17 protein-coding genes are annotated in these 18,043 nt (G+C 73.3%); 12 read left to right on the top strand and 5 right to left on the bottom strand.

Annotated elements, in window-relative coordinates:
- The first annotated feature begins 8 nt into the window (after positions 1-8).
- A complete protein-coding gene (locus ACTT8P_RS28525; RefSeq protein ID WP_442834639.1) occupies positions 9-1,454 on the top strand; it encodes a class I adenylate-forming enzyme family protein in 1,446 nt (481 codons plus the stop codon).
- Entirely contained in the window at positions 1,447-2,580 is a 1,134-nt protein-coding gene (locus ACTT8P_RS28520) for a thiolase family protein (protein WP_442834638.1), read from the top strand. Before ACTT8P_RS28525 ends, ACTT8P_RS28520 begins: the two co-directional genes overlap by 8 nt.
- Before the next feature lie 9 nt (positions 2,581-2,589).
- On the opposite strand, the gene ACTT8P_RS28515 is transcribed toward ACTT8P_RS28520, so the two are convergent.
- The 4 genes from ACTT8P_RS28515 to ACTT8P_RS28500 are packed head-to-tail and all read right to left on the bottom strand — an operon-like array spanning position 2,590 to position 5,701.
- Positions 2,590-3,387, bottom strand: a complete 798-nt coding sequence (locus tag ACTT8P_RS28515) for an acyl-CoA thioesterase (protein WP_442834637.1) — start codon at positions 3,385-3,387, stop codon at positions 2,590-2,592.
- A 10-nt stretch (positions 3,388-3,397) separates the two neighbouring features.
- A complete protein-coding gene (locus ACTT8P_RS28510; protein ID WP_442834636.1) occupies positions 3,398-4,186 on the bottom strand; it encodes an acyl-CoA dehydrogenase family protein in 789 nt (262 codons plus the stop codon).
- Between the two features lie 7 nt (positions 4,187-4,193).
- On the bottom strand, positions 4,194-5,288 hold the full coding sequence (locus tag ACTT8P_RS28505; RefSeq protein ID WP_442834635.1) for an acyl-CoA dehydrogenase family protein: 1,095 nt from the start codon (positions 5,286-5,288) through the stop codon (positions 4,194-4,196).
- Positions 5,285-5,701, bottom strand: coding sequence for a nuclear transport factor 2 family protein (locus ACTT8P_RS28500; RefSeq protein ID WP_442834634.1), 417 nt, complete (start codon positions 5,699-5,701; stop codon positions 5,285-5,287). Before ACTT8P_RS28500 ends, ACTT8P_RS28505 begins: the two co-directional genes overlap by 4 nt.
- 131 nt (positions 5,702-5,832) lie before the next feature.
- Here ACTT8P_RS28500 and ACTT8P_RS28495 point away from each other — a divergent pair, with 131 nt between their 5' ends.
- The 7 genes from ACTT8P_RS28495 to ACTT8P_RS28465 all read left to right on the top strand — a co-directional run bounded on the left by ACTT8P_RS28495 (position 5,833) and on the right by ACTT8P_RS28465 (position 12,535).
- Positions 5,833-7,941 carry a branched-chain amino acid ABC transporter permease gene (locus ACTT8P_RS28495; protein ID WP_442834633.1) on the top strand — a complete coding sequence of 703 codons (2,109 nt, stop codon included), beginning with the start codon at positions 5,833-5,835 and terminating at the stop codon, positions 7,939-7,941.
- Complete coding sequence (locus ACTT8P_RS28490) at positions 7,922-8,632, top strand: ABC transporter ATP-binding protein (protein ID WP_442834632.1); 711 nt, start codon at positions 7,922-7,924, stop codon at positions 8,630-8,632. The genes ACTT8P_RS28495 and ACTT8P_RS28490 overlap by 20 nt, the downstream gene beginning before the upstream one ends.
- Positions 8,629-9,354, top strand: coding sequence for an ABC transporter ATP-binding protein (locus ACTT8P_RS28485; RefSeq protein ID WP_442834631.1), 726 nt, complete (start codon positions 8,629-8,631; stop codon positions 9,352-9,354). Before ACTT8P_RS28490 ends, ACTT8P_RS28485 begins: the two co-directional genes overlap by 4 nt.
- Positions 9,351-9,770: a hypothetical protein gene (locus tag ACTT8P_RS28480; protein WP_442834630.1), complete on the top strand. Its 420-nt coding sequence runs from the start codon at positions 9,351-9,353 to the stop codon at positions 9,768-9,770. The genes ACTT8P_RS28485 and ACTT8P_RS28480 overlap by 4 nt, the downstream gene beginning before the upstream one ends.
- Positions 9,736-10,053, top strand: coding sequence for a hypothetical protein (locus ACTT8P_RS28475; RefSeq protein WP_442834629.1), 318 nt, complete (start codon positions 9,736-9,738; stop codon positions 10,051-10,053). Before ACTT8P_RS28480 ends, ACTT8P_RS28475 begins: the two co-directional genes overlap by 35 nt.
- A gap of 32 nt (positions 10,054-10,085) precedes the next feature.
- A complete protein-coding gene (locus ACTT8P_RS28470) occupies positions 10,086-11,387 on the top strand; it encodes an amidohydrolase family protein (protein ID WP_442834628.1) in 1,302 nt (433 codons plus the stop codon).
- Between the two features lie 554 nt (positions 11,388-11,941).
- Positions 11,942-12,535, top strand: coding sequence for a TetR/AcrR family transcriptional regulator (locus ACTT8P_RS28465; protein WP_442834627.1), 594 nt, complete (start codon positions 11,942-11,944; stop codon positions 12,533-12,535).
- A 3-nt stretch (positions 12,536-12,538) separates the two neighbouring features.
- On the opposite strand, the gene ACTT8P_RS28460 is transcribed toward ACTT8P_RS28465, so the two are convergent.
- Positions 12,539-13,555 carry an SMP-30/gluconolactonase/LRE family protein gene (locus tag ACTT8P_RS28460; protein WP_442834626.1) on the bottom strand — a complete coding sequence of 339 codons (1,017 nt, stop codon included), beginning with the start codon at positions 13,553-13,555 and terminating at the stop codon, positions 12,539-12,541.
- A 171-nt stretch (positions 13,556-13,726) separates the two neighbouring features.
- On the opposite strand from ACTT8P_RS28460, the gene ACTT8P_RS28455 reads away from it, so the two are divergent.
- From ACTT8P_RS28455 to ACTT8P_RS28445, 3 genes are all read left to right on the top strand, one after another.
- Positions 13,727-15,535, top strand: a complete 1,809-nt coding sequence (locus ACTT8P_RS28455) for a flavin-containing monooxygenase (RefSeq protein WP_442834625.1) — start codon at positions 13,727-13,729, stop codon at positions 15,533-15,535.
- 816 nt (positions 15,536-16,351) lie between these two features.
- A complete protein-coding gene (locus ACTT8P_RS28450) occupies positions 16,352-17,632 on the top strand; it encodes an aromatic ring-hydroxylating oxygenase subunit alpha (RefSeq protein WP_442834624.1) in 1,281 nt (426 codons plus the stop codon).
- A 19-nt stretch (positions 17,633-17,651) separates the two neighbouring features.
- On the top strand, positions 17,652-17,981 hold the full coding sequence (locus tag ACTT8P_RS28445; protein WP_442834623.1) for a hypothetical protein: 330 nt from the start codon (positions 17,652-17,654) through the stop codon (positions 17,979-17,981).
- The last annotated feature ends 62 nt before the right edge of the window (positions 17,982-18,043 follow it).

The raw sequence follows: 18,043 nt of genomic DNA, 5'->3' as shown, positions 1-18,043 counted from the left end.
CCATTCTCATGAATATAGCCGTGATCCTGGAAATGGCCGCTTCGGTGGACAACCGTCCGGCCGTCACCGAAGGCGGCCGGACGCTGCCCGCCGCTGAACTCCAGCGCCTCGCCTGTCATGCGGCCGACCGCTTCCGCGGCCGCTCCGCCGTCGTCTACCTGGGGCCGAATCACATCGCCTACCCGGTCGCCCTGTTCGGCGCGGCCCTGGCGGGCATTCCCTTCGTGCCGGTCAACTACCGGCTGGGCGAGCAGCAGCTCAGTACCCTGCTCGACCGCCACCCGGGTGCCGAGGTGCTGCGTCCGGCCGAGCTGGACGCCCTGCTCACCGCGGCCGGCGAGCCCACGTGGCGGGCCGCGCCACAGGATCCGGACGCCGTCGCGGTCGTCCTCTACACCAGCGGCACCACCGCCGCCCCCAAGGCGGCCCTGCTGCGCCACCGACACCTGCTCGCCTACGTCTTCAACACGCAGGACTTCGGGTCGGCCGGACCGGACGAGGCCAGCCTGGTGGCGCTGCCGCCGTACCACGTCGCCGGGCTGATGAACCTGCTCACCAATCTGTACGCCGGGCGCCGCGTCGTCTACCAGAGCGCCTTCTCCCCGGCCGACTGGCTGGCCACGGTACGCCGCGAGGGCGTCACCCACGCCATGGTCGTCCCGACCATGCTGGCCCGCCTCACCGCGGAATTGGCGGACGCCGAGGCCGACGTGCCCACCCTGCGCAACCTCGCCTACGGCGGGGCGCGCTGCCCGCTGCCCGTGGTGGAGCGGGCCCTGCGCCAGTTCCCCGGCACCGGCTTCGTCAACGCCTACGGGCTGACCGAGACCGCCTCCTCGATCTGCGTGCTCGGCCCCGAGGACCACCGGAGCGCCGCCGCGTCCACGGATTCGCGGATCCGCGCCCGGCTGGGCTCGGTCGGCCGCCCGCTGCCGGGCATCGAGGTCGAGATCCGCGCCGAGGACGGCACCGTCCTGGGGGCCGCACGCACCGGTCTGGTCTTCGTGCGCGGCGCGCAGATCTCGGGCGAGTACGAGGGCGTCGCCGGCTCGGGCGCCGACGGCTGGTTCGCCACCCGGGACCGCGGACGCCTGGACGAGGAGGGCTACCTCTTCCTCGAAGGCCGCGCGGACGACACCATCATCCGGGGCGGCGAGAACATCGCGCCCGCCGAGATCGAGGACGTGCTGCTGCGGTACCCGGGGGTGCGGGAGGCCGCCGTCCTCGGGCTGCCCGACCCGGAGTGGGGGCAGCGGCTGGTCGCCGTGGTCGTGGGCGCCGGCGATCCCGAGGAGATCCGGGCCTTCGCCAAGCGGCACCTGCGCTCCGCCAAGACCCCGGACACCGTCGTCTTCCGCCCCGACCTGCCCCGCACCCCCACCGGCAAGCTGCTGCGCCGCACCCTCGTGGCCGAGCTCGCCGCCCACCCGGAGGAGAACACCGCCGATGTCTGAAGCCGTACTCGTCGCCGCCCTGCGCACCCCCATCGGCACCGCCTTCAAGGGGAGCCTGCGCGAGACCACCGCCCACGAACTGGCCGACCGCGTCGTTGCGGCGGTCGCCGAGGGACTCGACCCGGGCCTGGTGGACGACGTGGTGCTCGCCGAGTCCCACTACGGCGGCGGGGTCGTCGCCCGGCACGCCGCGCTGACCGCCGGACTGCCGCACGTGCCCGGCCTCGCCCTGAACCGGCACTGCGCGGCCGGCCTGGCCGCCGTGCAGAGCGCCGCCGCCTCCGTGCGGGCCGGCATGGACCGGCTGGTGCTCGCCGGCGGCGTCAACTCCGCCTCCACCGCGCCCAAGCTGTCCTTCTGGGGCGCCGAGGGACCCTGGGTGCCGCCCTCCCACCCCGACCGGCCCGACGCCCCCAACCTGGACATGTCCATCACCGTGGGCTGGAACACCGCCGTGCGCGCCGGGATCGGCCGGGCGGAGATGGACGCCTGGGCGCTGCGCTCGCACCGCAATGCCGTCCGCGCCCTGGACGAGGGACGGTTCAAGGACGAGACCGTGCCCGTCGACACCCCGCACGGCACCTTCGACGCCGACGAGCACCCGCGCCGCGACACCAGCGCCGAACGCCTCGCCGCCCTCAAGCCGCTGCACCCGGAGATCGAGGGCTTCTCCATCACCGCGGGCAACGCCTGCGGCGCCAACGACGCGGCCGCCGCCGTGGCCGTCGCCGACTCCCGCCTCGGACTGCCGGAACTGGCGACCGTCCGCGCCTGGGCGACGGTCGCCACCGATCCCGCCGAGACCGGCCTGACGCCGGTCCTGGCCATCCCCAAGGCACTGGACCGGGCCGGCCTCGCCCTCACGGACGTCGACCTCTTCGAGATCAACGAGGCCTTCGCGGTGGTGCCCGTCGCCGCCGTGCACCGGCTCGGCCTGGACCCGGACACCGTCAACGTCAACGGCAGCGGCTGCTCGCTGGGCCACCCGGTCGCGGCCACCGGCACCCGCATGGTCGTCACCCTCGTCCACGAACTGCGCCGCCGGGGCGGCGGAGTGGGCGTGGCCGCGATGTGCGCGGGCGGCGGGATGGGCTCGGCGCTGGTACTGGAGGTACCGGCGCCCTGAGCGCCCCCATCAGGTGAACCGCAGCAGGGCCTCCTGCGCGTAGGAGGCGAGCAGGAGGCCCTCTTCGGTGAGCACGTCGCCGCGGCCGAAGCACCGGCCGTGCGCGGCCAGCGGACTGTGCTGGCGCAGCAGCAGCCACTGTCCGGTGTCGAAGGGCCGGTGGAACCAGAGGGTGTGGGTGGTGACCGCCGAGACGAACGCCGTCCCGGAGTCCGCCTGGGTCACCGAGGGCACCGGCCGCAGCGCGGTGCCGATCAGGGTGAGGTCGGTGGCGTAGGCCAGCAGGGCGGGCGCCAGGGCCGGGGGTGCCTGCGGGATACGGGTCCACAGCTCGTGGGCGGGTGCCTCGGCCTTCTCGGTGTCCAGGTCGGCCGCCGCCCGCGACTCCCACGGCAGCAGACCGAGCTCCACCCGGCGCTCCGGGCCGGGCGGCGCGGCGGGCGGTTCGGTGCTCTGCCGCTCGGGTCCCTCCTCCCACCCGTGCAGGCTCGCGTCGGCCACGGCGATCACCCCGTGCTGCTGCCGGGCGGTGAGCCGGACGGCGGCGAAGGTGCGGCCCTGCCGCGGCACCTGGGTCTCGTAGCGCACCGGCTCACCGGTGCGGCCCTCCCGCAGGAACTGGGTGTGCAGGGACTTCAGTTCCTTGCCGGGCGCGGCCCCGGCCGCCGCGCGGGCGAACTGGGCAAGCAGCTGGCCGCCGAACAGCCGGCGGTACGCCAGCCGCTGCGAGCGGCCCTCGACGGTGTGCGCGTCCACCGGTGTCAGATCGAGGCAGGCGAGCAGGTCGGGCCAGAGGTCGGTGGTCACTGCGGACTCCTCACAGGTCGACGAGGCGGGGCGCGCGGCCCTCGCGCAGCAGCAGCGTGCCCGCCTCGCGCGTCAGCTCCCGGGCGGAGCCGAGCAGACCGTCGAGGACCAGGGCGCGCTTGAGGTGCCGGTGCATGTCGTGCTCGGCGGTGAAGCCGATGCCGCCGAGGGCCTGCTGGCAGTGGCGGGCGGCGGTGAGGGCGGCGCGGCCGGCGGCGGCCTTGGCCAGCAGGGCCGAGGTGTCGTCCCGGACGGGAGCGGTCAGCACCGCCTCGGCGCCCTCCAGCGCGACATGGGTCTCGGCCAGGCGGTGGCGCAGCGCCTGGAAGGAGGCGAGCGGACGGCCGAACTGGTGCCGGTCCAGCACATGCCGGCGGGCCAGCGCCAGCATCGCCCGCCCGGTGCCGAGCAGCCACCAACCCAGCGCCCGGCGCCCTTCGGACAGCGGGACGGGCCCGCCCGGGGCCACCCGGCGCAGCGGCAGTTCCGGATCCACCGCGTGGCCGTCCGGGCCGCCCTGCCGAGCCCACTGCACCCACGCCCTGCCCGTGTACGGCAGGGGGAGCGTCCAGCCCGGCGCGGTGCCCGCCTCCCGCACCACCACGTCGTTGAGCACCGAGGCGTGCGCCCCCGTCTCGCCGAGCAGCCGGAACACCAGCTCGATCGCCGTGCCGGGCTCCTCGGCCAGCATCTGCGGCCAGCCCAGGCCGTCGAGGGCCGCGTCCAGGGCGGGACCCGAGGCGCCCGTCATCGTCTTGCGCAGGGCCTGCTCCAGCAGGCCGCGTTCTTCGGCGTGCACGCGCGCCTCACTCCTTCCCGAGGTCCAGCAGACGGCGGGCGACGATGTTGCGCTGGATCTCCGCGGTGCCGCCGTAGACGGTCGCCGCCCGCGAATACAGGTACTCGGTGCGCCAGGCACCCGTGTCCGACAGCTCCACCGTGCCGGGCAGCAGATCGCGTGCGGTGTCGTAGAGCCGCTGTTCGGCGGTGGCGAGCAGGATCTTGTCCACGGACGTCTCGGGTCCCAGCCGGCCGTCGGCGGCCAGGGACCGCTGGGTGCGGGCGGAACGGCAGCGCGCGGTGTGCAGGTCGAGCCAGACGGTGCCCAGCGCGTCGGCGTCCGGTTCGCAGCCGTCGGCCAGCAGCCGGTCCAGGCGGTTGTGCAGATGGGCGATGCGGTGCCAGAAGCAGGTGGACCGCTCGTGCGGCAGCAGGTCCATCGCCAGTCGCCAGCCGTCGCCCGGTGCGCCCAGCAGGCGGTCGCCGGGCACCCGGACGCCGTCGAGGAACACCTCGGCGAACTCGTCGACGCCGTGCAGGGTGCGCAGCGGCCGGACGGTGATGCCGGGGGTGTCCATGTCCAGCAGGAAGGCGCTGAGGCCGGCGTGGCCGGGGCCGCCCGTGCGGGCCAGCAGGACGCAGCGGGCCGCGTACTGCGCCAGGCTCGTCCACACCTTCTGGCCGGACACCACCCAGTGCTCCCCGTCACGCACCGCGCGGGTGGACAGCGAGGCCAGATCGCTCCCGGAACCCGGCTCCGAGAAACCCTGGCACCACTGCTCCTCGCCGCCCAGCAGCCGGGGCACCAGGTCGGCGGCGAGCGCGGGCGGCGCGTAGTCGATCAGGGTGGGCACCAGCACCTCGACCAGCGACCAGATGCCCGGCTCGGCCAGGCCGCGCCGGGCGACCTCCTCGCCGAGCACCGCCCGCAGCACCGCGCCGCCGCCCAGCCCGCCGACCTCGGCCGGCCAGCCGTAGCGCATCCAGTCCGCCTCCCACAGTGCCCGGCGCACCCGGGCGAGCTGCGCCACCTGGGCGTCGAGGGAGTGGTCGGCGGCGGGGGAGAGGTCGTGGGTGTCGAGCCAGTCCCGCAGCCGCCGGCGGAAGTCGGTGACGTTCATGAGCGGGAGCGCTCGAAGGCGTGCGGGCGGCCGGAGTCGTGGTCGCCGCTGCGCCGGATGAAGGTCATGGCGCGGGTGCGCAGCCGCCATCCCTGGTCCGTCCGCACGTAGGTGTCGTTGTAGTAGCCGATGCGCTGGGCGTGTTCGCTGTGCTCCACGAAGCACAGCGGCTGCGTGCCGGTGGCGGTGTCGCCGGCCAGTTCGATCACCGGCGTGCCCACCAGGAACAGGCCCTTGGGCGCGGCGGCGATCAGCGCGGGGAACTCGTCGAGCGGATAGCTGTCCCCGAACGCGCTGTAGCTGCCGTCCGGCGTGAACACGCCGAGCACCCGGTCGATGTCACCGCGGGTCATGGCGACCGCGTAGCGGGCGAGGAGCTGCTCGATCTCCACCAGGTCGTCGGTAGGGCTCAACGGACCGCCTCTCTCGTCATGTGCGCCTGCACGTGCTCCTGCGGCGTTCTCAAGTGAGAACGGGATTCTCGTCGATGAGTATCGTGTACGAATGGTTGATTCTCCAATAGGGAGAAGCTAGTTTCCAAGGCATGGATCAGTTCCTGGCCTTCACGGTGGTGGGCCTGAGCACCGCCGCGATCTACGCCGTGATCGGCAGCGGCCTGGTACTCACCCACACCACTGCGGGCGTCTTCAACTTCGCCCACGGAGCGGCCGGCATGCTCGCGGCCTTCTCCTACTGGCAGCTGGCCGTCGGCTGGTCGTGGCCCGTACCGCTCGCCCTGGCCACCGTGCTGCTCGTTCTCGCCCCCGCCTTCGGCCTCTTCGTGGAGCGGGTGCTGATGCGCCCGGTCCGGGCCCTGGGCGAGGCGGAACGCCTGGTCATGACCGTGGCCCTGCTGACCGGGTGCATCGCCCTGGCCCGCTGGGTCTGGGACCCCGACACCGCCCGCCCCCTGTCACCGTTCTTCGCCGACCGTGCCGCGTTCCGCCTCGGCCCGGCCGCCCTCACCTGGCACCAGGCCGTCACCATGGCCGTCGCGGTGGCCGTCGCCGCCGCCCTGTGGTGCCTGCTGCACCGCACCCGCGCGGGCACGGAGATGCGGGCCTCGGTGGACGACCGGGCCCTGGCCGGACTCACCGGCGCCGACCCACTGCGGGCCGGCCGCCTGGCCTGGGTACTGGGCATCCAGCTCGCGGCCGTGGGCGGCATCCTGATCGCCCCCGCCGTCGCCCTCGACGCCCAGCAGCTCTCCCTGCTCATCGTGAGCGCCTACACCGCCGCCGTCTTCGGCCGGCTGCGCAACCTGCCGCTCACCTTCCTCGGCGCCGTCGTCGTCGGCCTGCTGGAGGCGTACCTCGCCGGCTACCTGCCGCAGAGCGACTACCTGCCCGGTCTGCGCCTGGCCGCCCCCGCCCTGCTCCTGCTGCTCGCCCTGCTCGCCTTCCCGCACCGCCGGCTGCGCGGCCGCGACCGCCGCCTGGTCCGCGTCCCGCTGCCCACGGTCCGCGGCAGCCTGGTCTTCGCGGCGAGCGTCCTGGTGCTGGCCCTGGTGCTGGTCACGGTGGTGAGCGAGGAGTCGCTCGTCACCTACGGCACGATCTTCCCCCTCGGCATCATCGCCCTGTCCTTCGTGCCACTGGCCGGGTTCGCCGGGCAGATCTCCCTGTGCCAGCTGTCCATCGCGGGCATCGCGGCGGTGGTCTGGGGACACCTCGGCGCCCACGGCGAACTGTGGGCGCTGCCCGTCGCCGTCGTGGTCGCCGCGGCGGTGGGGGCGGTCGTCGCCGTGCCGGCGCTGCGCCTGTCCGGCGTCTACCTCGCGCTCGGCACCGCCGCGTTCGCCGTCGTCCTCGACCGGTGGATCTTCACCCTGCCCGCGTTCGAGGTACTCGGCGTGCGCATCGCCCTCTTCGACCAGGGCTCCGTCGCCGTCACCGGCCCCGACCTGTTCGGCGCGCACCTCACCTCACCCACCGAACTGCTGCTGCTGTCCGCGCTGTTCCTCGCCCTCGCCTCGCTCGCCGTGGCGGCCCTGCGCCGGGGGCGGCTGGGCCGCCGGCTGATCGCGCTGCGCGACAGCGAGGCCGCCTACGCCACCCTCGGCGGGCGGCTGCTCGGCGCCAAGGTCACCGTCTTCGCCCTGTCGGCCGCCGTCGCGGGACTCGGCGGCGTCCTGTACGGCATGCAACTTCAGACCGTCACCGCCGAACAGTTCAACCTGGTGGCCGGGCTGCCGGTCTTCCTCATCGCGGTCATCGGAGGGCTGGGCGCCGTCGGCACCGGTCTGTTCGCGGGCATCGCCCTGGTCGTCCCCGCCCAGCTCTTCGCCGAACTGGGCCCCTGGGCCCACGACCTGTCCGCGATGCTCATCGCCCTGGCCGGCATGGGGCTGGCCGGCAGCCCCGCCGGTGTGGTGCCGCGCCTGCACGAGGCGTGGGCGCGGCTGGCCCGCGACCGGACGCTGCTGCCCGTCCTGGTGGCGGTGCTCGCCGCGGGCTGGGCGCTCGCCGCGCTGGACGTCGCCGAGGCGGGCCCGGCGCTGGTCGCGGTCGTCGCGGTCGCCCTGCTGCTCAACGCCCGCGCCGCCACCCGCCGGCTGCCGGAGCCGGACGTGCCCGTGGAGTGGTGGGGTGTGCGCCGCCCCTGGCGGCCCGAGGACGGGGAGGTGCTCGATCGTGCCACTGCTGCGTGTTGAGGAGGTGAGCGTCTCCTTCGGCGGACGGCGCGCGCTGGACGCGGTGTCCCTGACCGCCGAGGCAGGCCGCGTCACCGGACTGATCGGCCCCAACGGCGCGGGCAAGAGCACGCTGTTCGACGTCATCGGCGGACTGCGCCGGCCGCGCACCGGCCGGGTGCTGCTCGACGGCCACGACGTCACCCGCGAAGGACCCGCCCGGCGCGCCCGGCGCGGCCTGTCCCGCACCTTCCAGCACCTGGAACCCTTCGGCCGGCTCACCGTGCGCGACAACCTGCGGGTCGCCGCCGAGTTCGGCCCCGGACGGCGGCACGCCGCGGCCACCGCGGACCGGGTACTCGCCCGCCTGGACCTCACCCACCTCGCCGACGCGCCCGCCGGCACCCTGCCCACCGGAGCCGCCCGCCTGGTGGAGGTCGCCCGCAGCCTTGTCCTGGCGCCCAAGGTGCTGCTCCTCGACGAGCCGGCCGCCGGCCAGGACGCCGAGGAGACCGACCGCTTCGCCGACCTGCTGCGCGCCCTCGCCGCCGAGGGCACCGCCGTGCTGCTGGTCGAACACGACATGAGCCTGGTGATGACCGTCTGCGACGAGGTGCACGTCCTCGACCTCGGCCGGATCGTCGCGGGCGGCCCGCCGGAGACGATCCGGCAGGACGCCACCGTCCTCGCCGCCTACCTGGGGGAAGCATGACCGTGAACGCCCCCGCACGTACCCTCCTCGAACTGAGCGCCGTACGCGCCGCGTACGACGGGATCACCGTCCTGCACGGCGTGGACCTCACGGTCGGCGCCGGCCGGATCGTGGCCCTGCTCGGGCCCAACGGCGCGGGCAAGACCACGGTGCTCAAGGTCGCGGCCGGCCTCCACCCGCCCAGCGGCGGCCGGCTGCGGCTCGGCGGCCGTGACGTCACCGGCGTGCTGCCCGGCGACCTGGCCCGCGCGGGCGTCTGCCTGATTCCCGAGGGACGCGGCGTCTTCCCCAACCTGTCGGTGCGGGACAACCTGTGGATGATGACCTTCACCGGCCGCACCCGGGACCAGGTCGAGGACGCCGCCTACTCCCGCTTCCCCGTGCTGGCCGGCCGGCGCACCCAGCTGGCCGGCACCCTCTCCGGCGGTGAGCAGCAGATGCTCGCCCTCGCCCGCGGCCTCGGCACCGACCCCGCCGTGCTGCTCCTGGACGAACTCTCCATGGGCCTGGCGCCGCTGGTTGTCGCGGACCTCTACGAGCGGGTCGCGGACATCGCCCGCGAGGGCGTCGCCGTCCTGGTCGTGGAGCAGTTCGCCACCGCCGTCCTGAAGATCGCCGACCACGCCGCCGTCCTCGCCCGTGGCCGCGTCCCCTGGCAGGGGCGCCCGGACGGCTCTCTGCGCGCCGAACTGTCCGCCCACTACCTGGGGAGCGCCTCATGACCTCCAGTCCCGCCCCCGAGCCACGCGCCGAACGGTTCCTGCGGGAACTCGACGAGCTGAAGATCCCTGACCCCGCCGCCGCCCGCGCCGCCCTGTGGCTCCGCCTCGGCGCGGTGCTGATGGCCGTGGGGCTGGTCCTGGGCGCGCTCTCCTTCCCGCTCGCCCACGGCACCGGCAACTCCCTCGCCCAGGGAGACGCCCTCGCGCTCGGCCTCGGCGGAATCACCGCCGCCGTGGTCGGCGCGGCGCTCTTCCTGCGCTACTCGCTCACCGGCTTCCTGCGTTTCTGGCTCGCCCGGCGCGCCTACGACCTGGAACTGCTGGGCGAGCGGCTCACCGCAGCACCGACGGCCCACCCTCCGACGGAAGGAGATCCGCGCAATGGCGTCCCCCGCTCCGACCCCGCGCCCCGGTGATCAGCTGGCGTCCGCCACCGGCACCACCCGGGTGATCGTCATCCGGGCCCCGCAGGCCGCGACCGGCCCGATCGAGTGCGCGGGCGCCCCGATGGTGCCCGCGGCCACCGCCCCGGCGCCCGCCCCGGCCGACGCGTCACCGGGCACCCTCATCGGCAAGCGCTACGTGGACGGCGACGACACCCTCGAACTGCTGTGCACCGCGTCCGGGACCGGCCCCCTCACCTACGGCGGCACACCCCTGACCGTCAAGGCGCCCAAGGCGCTGCCCGCCTCCGACTGAACCGCCACGCCCCAGCTCCGAGGAGAGATCCCATGGACCGCGACGACATGATCCTGATCAGCGTCGACGACCACATCGTCGAACCGCCCGACCTGTTCGCCAACCACCTGCCCGCCCGGTACCACAAGGACGCGCCGCGCCTGGTGCACCGCGACGACGGCACCGACGTCTGGCAGTTCCGGGACAACACGGTGGGCAACGTCGCGCTCAACGCGGTCGCCGGGCGGCCCAAGGAGGAGTACGGCATGGAGCCGCAGGGCCTGGACGAGATCCGGCCCGGCTGCTACGACGTCGACGAGCGGGTCGCCGACATGAACGCCGGCGGTGTCCTCGCCCAGATGAACTTCCCCTCCTTCCCCGGTTTCTCCGCCCGGATGTTCGCCACCGAGGACTCCGACTTCTCCCTGGCCCTGGTGCGCGCCTACAACGACTGGCACATCGACGAGTGGTGCGGCGCCCACCCCGGCCGGTTCATCCCGATGGCGCTCCCGGCGATCTGGGACGCCGAGCTGTGCGCCCAGGAGATCCGCCGGGTCGCCGAGAAGGGCTGCCACTCGCTGACCTTCCCCGAGAACCCGGTGCCGCTCGGCTACCCCAGCTTCCACACCGAGTACTGGGACCCGGTATGGCGGGCGCTGACCGACTGCGGCACCGTGATGAACCTGCACATCGGCTCCTCCGGCCGCCTGGCCATCACCGCTCCCGACGCCCCGCCGGACGTCATGATCACCCTTCAGCCCATCAACCTCGTCCAGGCCGCCGCCGACCTGATCTGGTCCCGGGTGCTCAAGGAGTACCCCACCGTCAAGATCGCGCTGTCCGAGGGCGGCACCGGCTGGATCCCGTACTTCCTGGACCGCATCGACCGCACCTTCGAGATGCACGCCACCTGGACCCTCCAGGACTTCGGCGGGAAGCTGCCCTCCGAGGTCTTCCGCGAGCACTTCCTGACCTGCTTCATCTCCGACCCCGTCGGGGTGAAGCTCCGGCACGACATCGGCATCGACAACATCTGCTGGGAGGCGGACTACCCGCACAGCGACTCGATGTGGCCCGACGCGCCGGAGGAACTGCACTCGGTGCTCACCGCCAACGGCGTGCCGGACGCCGAGATCAACAAGATGACCCATGAGAACGCGATGCGCTGGTACTCCTTCGACCCGTTCGCGCACCTCCCGCGCGAGCGGGCGACGGTGGGAGCCCTGCGCGAGGCCGCCGAGGGCCATGACGTCTCGGTGAAACCGCGCAGCAAGCAGGCGGCGGTGGCACCGGCGGAGAAACTGGCCAACTACCGCAAGAAGGCGGCGGCCGCCCTCGCGGCGGCCAGGGACTGACTCCGGACGCCCGTGCGCGACCCGTCCAGCGGGTGCACGACCGCACCACACCCTGTCCCGGCACCTGCTGGACGGCCCCGCGTCCGCCGCGTGGGCATCCGCCGGTTCCGGTACCTGTCCGCGTCCGCGTCCGCCGCGTGGGCACGCGTCGGCGTGGGCATCCGCCGGTTCCGGTACCTGTCCGCGTCCGCGTCCGCCGCGTGGGCATGCGTCGGCGTGGGCATCCGCCGGTTCCGGTACTTGTCCGCGTCCGCGTCCGCCGCGTGGGCATGCGTCGGCGTGGGCATCCGCCGGTTCCGGTACCTGTCCGCGTCCGCGTCCGCTCCGTGGGCATGCGTCGGCGTGGGCATCCGCCGGTTCCGGTACCTGCCCGCGACCGCGTCCACCGCGTCGGCACCGCCGCCAGGGCGGCTTTCCTTCTCGGCTCCGGGACTTGCCGCGGCACCGGCGGTGACCGGGCCGGCCGGCCCTGCCCTGATCGCCGCCGCCGGCAGCGCCGGCAGGCTGTGCGGGCAGGGTCGGAACACGCCCGCGCGGACCGCTAACCTCACGACATGACGCAGCGTTCACGCCCCGAGGACCGGCGGCCCGCGAACGACGGTCCCAGAGCCGCCGCCCGCAACCGGGCCGCCCTGATCGCCGCCGCACGGGAGATCTACGCGCAGTCCGGTCTCGACGCGCCGCTGTCCGCGATCGCGCGCCGGGCCGGGGTCGGGCAAGGCGTGCTGTACCGGCACTTCCCGGACCGGGCCGCGTTGGCGGTCGCCGTACTGGAGGAGAACGTCGGGCAGATCGAGCAGGCGGCGGCCCGCACCGACGCGCGCCTGCCGGAGGTCCTCGGCGTCCTCACCTGGCACCAGACCGAGTCGGCGGCCTTCGTCGGGGTGCTGCACGAGGACGGGGAGGGCGCCCACCCCGGCGCCGGCCGGTTCGCCCGGACGCTCTCCCGCCGGGTCGAGGCCGCGCTGCGCGGCCACCTGCCGCCGGACCACGCGCTCGCCGCCCGGCCGGAGGACCTGATGCTCGCCGTCGCCATGGTCTCCGGCGCGGTCACCGGTCCCACCCGCGAGCAGCGCGAGCGCCGGGCGCTGGCGGCGTGGCGGCTGCTCGGTGTCGAGGTGGGACCGGTGCGGCCCTACCAGGAGTGAGAGTCACCCGCCGTTGGACTGGCGGATGCCCTCGGCCAGGGCGTCGAAGGAGTACAGGTAGCCGCCGTCAGGTCCGCTGACGGTCATGTACGCCCGGGTCCCGCCGGGCGTGATCGCCACGTTGGTCGCCGACTCCAGCCCCTCGGCGGCGCGGGCGGGCACCTCCACGGTCGCCAGCCGGTCGCCGTACTTGCTGTACACGGCCATCGCGGGCCGGCCGTGCAGGGCCTGGTACAGGTTGCCGTCGGCGTCCACGGCGATGGAGTCGGTCTGCGCGAGGCCGCCGTCGACGCGGATGGCGGTGTGCCGCGAGGCCGCGCCGCCGTCGGCGTCCAGGAGCAGGTAGGAGACGCGGTTCTCGGTCAGCTCGCTGAACCACAGGCCGCGGTAGTCGGCGTCGAAGGAGACGCCGTTGGGCGCGGACAGCCCGTCCGCCAGCACGGTGGCGTCCTTCCCGTCCCGGCCGATCCGCACCACCCTGCCGTTCGCCTGCCCCTCGGACATGCCCCGTGAGTCGCTGACGTACAGGTTGCCCTCCTGGTCGAAGGCGAGGTCGTCGGGGTTCATCTGCGCGCCGTCGACCTCGCCGGAGAAGAAGGTGCGCCGGTCCGTACCGTCCGCCGCGAGGCTGACGATCTCGCCGTGCGCGAAGTCGGTCAGGTAGAGCCGGCCGTCGTACGGGCTGAACTGGGCGGAGGTGTACGTGCCCCGGTCGTCGGTGTGGAACCGCTCGGCCTTCTTCTTCCGGACATCGACGCGCCAGACCTTGGACTCCCCGGCGGGTGCGGTGACGTCGACGACGAACAGCCGGCCCTCCGCGTCGAAGACCGGGCCTTCCAGCAGGGTCATCCCGGTCTCCTCGTGCGCCTCGGTCAGCCGCATGAGCTTCGTGGCGTGAATTGTCTTGTCCGCCCCGCCGGTCGCGGCCGTGGCGCCGACGACCTCCGTACCGCACCCGGTGAGGGGCAGCAGGCCGAGCGCCAGGAAGCCGGTGACAACCCGGCTCGGGAGTCGTCGCAAGTGGATCACTTCTCCTGTCCGAAAGTATGCGAAAGCAATGTGACACCATCCGGACATGGGTGTCCGGTGCTTGTTACGGTAGTGCATGGCTGCTCAAGTCCGGTGGAAGATCACCCAATTCGCCGGCGGCGTGGCCCCACGGCAGTGAAGCGGAAGGAACGAGGCCCCCACATGACGCATTCCCTGACGTTGACCCCCGAGGCCCTGGCCGATCTCAGGGAGCGCTACCGGACCGAGCGGGAGCGCCGCGTGCGCCCCGACGGCACCCGGCAGTACCTGTCCCCCGACGCCCGCTTCGGCTACTACGCCGAGGACCCCTACGCGGGTGAGCCGGCCGAGCGCGAGCCGGTGCGCGACCGGGTGGACGTCCTGGTCGTCGGCGGCGGCTTCGGCGGCATCCTGGCCGGGGCGCGGCTGCGGCAGCGGGGGGTGCAGCGGGTCCGGGTCGTCGAGACGGGCGGTGACTTCGGCGGCACCTGGTACTGGAACCGCTACCCCGGCATCCACTGCGACATCGAGTCGCACGTGTACCTGCCGCTGCTCGACGAGACCGGTTACGTACCGGAGTGGAAGTACGCCCCCGGTGAGGAGATCCGCCGCCACGCGGTACGGATCGCCGAGAAGTTCGATCTCTACGCGGACGCCCTGTTCTCCACCTCGGTCACTTCCTTGACCTGGGACGAGACGGACGAGACCTGGATCGTCGCGACCGACCGGGGCGACAAGTTCCGGGCCCGGTACGTCGTGACGGCCACCGGCACCCTCTCCGAGCTGAAGCTGCCCGGCATCCCCGGCATCGAGACCTACCGGGGCCACACCTTCCACACCTCGCGCTGGGACTACGGCTACACCGGCGGCACCCCGGACGGCGGCCTGACCGGCCTCGCGGACAAGCGGGTCGGCGTGGTCGGCACCGGCGCCACCGGCATCCAGGTCGTCCCCAAACTCGCCGAGGACGCCGGGCACCTGTACGTCTTCCAGCGCACCCCGTCCAGCGTCGACGTCCGCGCCAACCGCCGCACCACCGCCGTCGACGTCGGCGCCGACCGCGACGGCTGGGCGAGCAAGCGCCGGGAGAACTTCCTGCGGATCACCACCGGGGAAGCGGTCGAGGAGGACCTCGTCGCCGACCGGTGGACGGCCTCGGCAGGGCTCCTGGAGAAGCTCCTGCCGAGCTTCCGCCGCGAGGGCGACCGGGCCGCCTTCGAGGCGGCGTACGAGATCGCGGACGCCGTCAAGATGGAGGAGATACGGGCCCGCGTCGAGGAGGTGGTGACCGACGCCGAGACGGCGGAGAAGCTCAAGCCCTGGTACCGCTACGCCTGCAAGCGCCCGGCCTTCTCCGACCTGTACCTCCAGGCGTTCAACCGGGACAACGTCACCCTCGTCGACACCGCCGACACCCACGGTGTCGAGCGGATGACCGAGCGTGGCGTCGTCGTCGGCGGCACCGAGTACGAACTGGACTGCCTGGTCTTCGCCACCGGCTTCTCGGTCGGCGTCTCCGGCGTCCACTCGGGCCGGCTGCCCGTCACCGGCCGCGACGGGATCCGCCTCCAGGACGCCTGGCGTGCCCACGGCCCGCGCACCCTGCACGGCTTCACCAGCAACGGCTTCCCCAACCTGATCCAGCTCGGTGGCACGCAGAGCGCCAGCAGCGTCAACTTCACCCACGTCCTGGACGAGCACGCCGTGCACGCCGCCGCGCTGATCGCCGCCGCCGAGGACCGGGCGGCGATCGTGGAGCCGTCGCGCGAGGCCGAGGAGGCCTGGCTCGCCGTCTGCGCGAAGGGCGCCCCGGACCACGCCTGGTTCCACGCCGAGTGCACCCCCGGCTACTACAACGGCGAAGGCCGCGGCCGGCCCAACGGCCCGATCGCCTACCCGCACGGCGCGGTCGCCTTCCACGACCTGCTGCGGCGCTGGCGCGAGGAGGCCGTGGACGAGGCGCTCAGGCCCCGGGCCGTCGTCGTGGACTGACGGTCGGCACGTCACCCCGCCGGCGGGAGGCCGCCTCGTACCGGGTGTGGCCGTCGGCCCGGGGGCGGCCGTGACGGCGGGCCTGCGGCCCGGCAGGCACTCGGTGACCGCCCCTGCCCCTGCCCGGGCCTACGGGCGCCGGGCCGGGGCGGTTGTTCGTCCCTCGGCCGAGGGTGCTGTACCGCCGGGTGCGGGCCCGCCTGGCGTCGGAGTCCGCGGGGTCGGTGATCCGGTGTGCGGCGCCGTCGACCGGCGTCACCGTGGTGCCGGCGGGCAGACCCGCGCCGCCCGCCGCGCCGGCGGCCCGCGTCAGCCGGAGGCCACCCTCGACGGGACTCCGCGGGTGCCGCGACAGCCGGGGCGCGGACAGCCGGGCGGCGACCCCCGCCACGCCGGCGGCTCGGGAGCCGAGCCGTCGGGGCGGCCGGGAGGGCGAGGCCGCGAAGCGGCCCGGCACCGCCGGTTCACCACGTACACCGAGGAGCCGCGCGGCGACCGGCCGCGCGCCCTCGGGTGCGGTCGAGCTCATCGACAGGCCCCGACGGACGGTGTGCGGCGGCGGTTCGCGGGTGGGCGGCCGATCCTCCCGGCGGCGCGTCGCGGTGCGCCTCGGTCACACATCTCGTGGCCGTCGCGCATCTGTCCGGCCCTCTCGCAGCCCGTCACCGTCACCACCGCGCGGTGCGGGCCCCCGGGCATTGTCGACACTCTTCCACATCCGTCCTTGACCGTTGTGCAAAAATGAGAATACCGTTCTCTCCAACAGAGACGCATGTTTCATGCCGAGTGGTGCAGTCGACCGGAGGGCCCGACCTCATGGCTCACTTCGCAAAACCCAAAGAGGGAAGCTGGACCGAACACCTCAAAGTGGACACGGAACCGGTCTCCTACGCGGACTCGACCTCGCCCGAGCACTACGAGCTGGAGCGAGAGGCGATCTTCAAGCGCACCTGGCTCAACGTGGGACGGGTCGAGCAGCTGCCGCGCAAGGGCAGTTACTTCACCAAGGAACTCGACGCGGCCCGGACCTCCGTGATCGTCGTGCGGGGCACCGACGGCGAAGTGCGCGCCTTCCACAACGTGTGCCGGCACCGGGGCAACAAGCTCGTGTGGAACGACTTCCCGCGTGACGAGACCAGCGGTGTCTGCCGCCAGTTCACCTGCAAGTACCACGCCTGGCGCTACAACCTGGACGGCGCTCTCGCCTTCGTCCAGCAGGAGGGCGAGTTCTTCGACCTGGACAAGTCGCAGTACGGGCTCAAGCAGGTGCGGGCCGACGTGTGGGAAGGGTTCGTCTTCGTCAACCTCGACGACAGCGACGGAGTCGTCCCGTTGCGGGAGTACCTGGGCGAGCTGGGCCGGGGCATCGAGGGCTACCCGTTCCACAAGCTGACCCAGGTCCACAAGTACCGGGCCGAGATCGGCAGCAACTGGAAGCTCTTCATCGACGCGTTCGCCGAGTTCTACCACGCGCCGATCCTGCACTCCGGCCAGTACATGCCCGAGCAGGCCCGCCGGATACAGAAGTACGGCTACGAGGCCCTGCACTACGACATCGACGGCCCGCACAGCATGGTGTCGTCCTGGGGCGGCATCGCCCCGCCGCACGACCGCGAGATGGTCAAGCCCATCGAGGCGGCCCTGCGCAGCGGCCTGTTCGGCCCGTGGGACGCGCCCGACATCGGCATGAGCACCGAGCAGCTGCCGCCGGCCGTCAACCCGACCCGGGACGCGCGCTGGGGCATGGACTCCTTCGTCTTCTTCCCCAACTTCATGCTGCTCATCTGGCGGCCGAACTGGGTCCTCACCTACCACTACTGGCCGACCTCGTACAACACCCACATCTTCGAGGGCACCTGTTACTTCGTCCCGCCGAAGAACGCCTTCGAGCGGCTCCAGCAGGAACTCGCGGCCGTCTCCTTCAAGGAGTACGGCCTCCAGGACGGCAACACCCTGGAGGCCACCCAGACCATGCTCGAATCGGGCACGGTCGACGGCTTCCCCCTCAACGACCAGGAAATACTGCTGCGCCACCTGCACCGCACCGCCCAGGAGCACGTCGACGCGTACCGGCGCCACGCCCCGGCACCGTCTTGACCTCGAAGGAGACGCCGTCATGGCCAGTGTCTTTCCCCAGGGCTTCGAAGCCCTGGAACCGTTCGCCGGCTGGGCGATCGCCACGGAGAAGGCCCGCTACGCCAAACGGATCGCCAGCACGATGGACGAGCTGGACGCGTTCTACGACGTGGCCTTCCCGCTGCTGAAGGACGGCCGGGCCAGGCTGGAGAGCACCTCCATGGAGGACATCTCCGAGCCGGACAAGCGTCTGCTGTGGCTGTTCTGCTCGCTGGTGACCGTCGCCTTCCCGGTGGAGGCCTGGCGCCAGCCGCGGGTTCCCGACTCCGGAGCCGCGAGCATCGACGCGATCGTGGAACCGGCCGTCTGACCGGGACATCGCCGGCACGGCACGGGGTGTCGGACACCCGCCGGGCGTCCGACACCCCGTGC

The sequence above is a fragment of the Streptomyces sp. JW3 genome, from assembly GCF_052216785.1.
GTDB lineage: Bacteria > Actinomycetota > Actinomycetes > Streptomycetales > Streptomycetaceae > Streptomyces.
The sequence above is the reverse complement of the archived record's forward strand: the minus strand, read 5'-3'. Positions and strand labels throughout refer to the sequence as shown.

Coding starts and splice junctions, on each gene's coding strand:
- ACTT8P_RS28525 (WP_442834639.1), top strand. CDS start 9: ATGAATATAGCCGTGATCCTGGAAATGGCCGCTTCGGTGGACAACCGT.
- ACTT8P_RS28520 (WP_442834638.1), top strand. CDS start 1,447: ATGTCTGAAGCCGTACTCGTCGCCGCCCTGCGCACCCCCATCGGCACC.
- ACTT8P_RS28505 (WP_442834635.1), bottom strand. CDS start 5,288: ATGAACGTCACCGACTTCCGCCGGCGGCTGCGGGACTGGCTCGACACC.
- ACTT8P_RS28495 (WP_442834633.1), top strand. CDS start 5,833: ATGGATCAGTTCCTGGCCTTCACGGTGGTGGGCCTGAGCACCGCCGCG.
- ACTT8P_RS28485 (WP_442834631.1), top strand. CDS start 8,629: ATGACCGTGAACGCCCCCGCACGTACCCTCCTCGAACTGAGCGCCGTA.
- ACTT8P_RS28480 (WP_442834630.1), top strand. CDS start 9,351: ATGACCTCCAGTCCCGCCCCCGAGCCACGCGCCGAACGGTTCCTGCGG.
- ACTT8P_RS28475 (WP_442834629.1), top strand. CDS start 9,736: ATGGCGTCCCCCGCTCCGACCCCGCGCCCCGGTGATCAGCTGGCGTCC.
- ACTT8P_RS28470 (WP_442834628.1), top strand. CDS start 10,086: ATGGACCGCGACGACATGATCCTGATCAGCGTCGACGACCACATCGTC.
- ACTT8P_RS28465 (WP_442834627.1), top strand. CDS start 11,942: ATGACGCAGCGTTCACGCCCCGAGGACCGGCGGCCCGCGAACGACGGT.
- ACTT8P_RS28455 (WP_442834625.1), top strand. CDS start 13,727: ATGACGCATTCCCTGACGTTGACCCCCGAGGCCCTGGCCGATCTCAGG.
- ACTT8P_RS28450 (WP_442834624.1), top strand. CDS start 16,352: ATGGCTCACTTCGCAAAACCCAAAGAGGGAAGCTGGACCGAACACCTC.
- ACTT8P_RS28445 (WP_442834623.1), top strand. CDS start 17,652: ATGGCCAGTGTCTTTCCCCAGGGCTTCGAAGCCCTGGAACCGTTCGCC.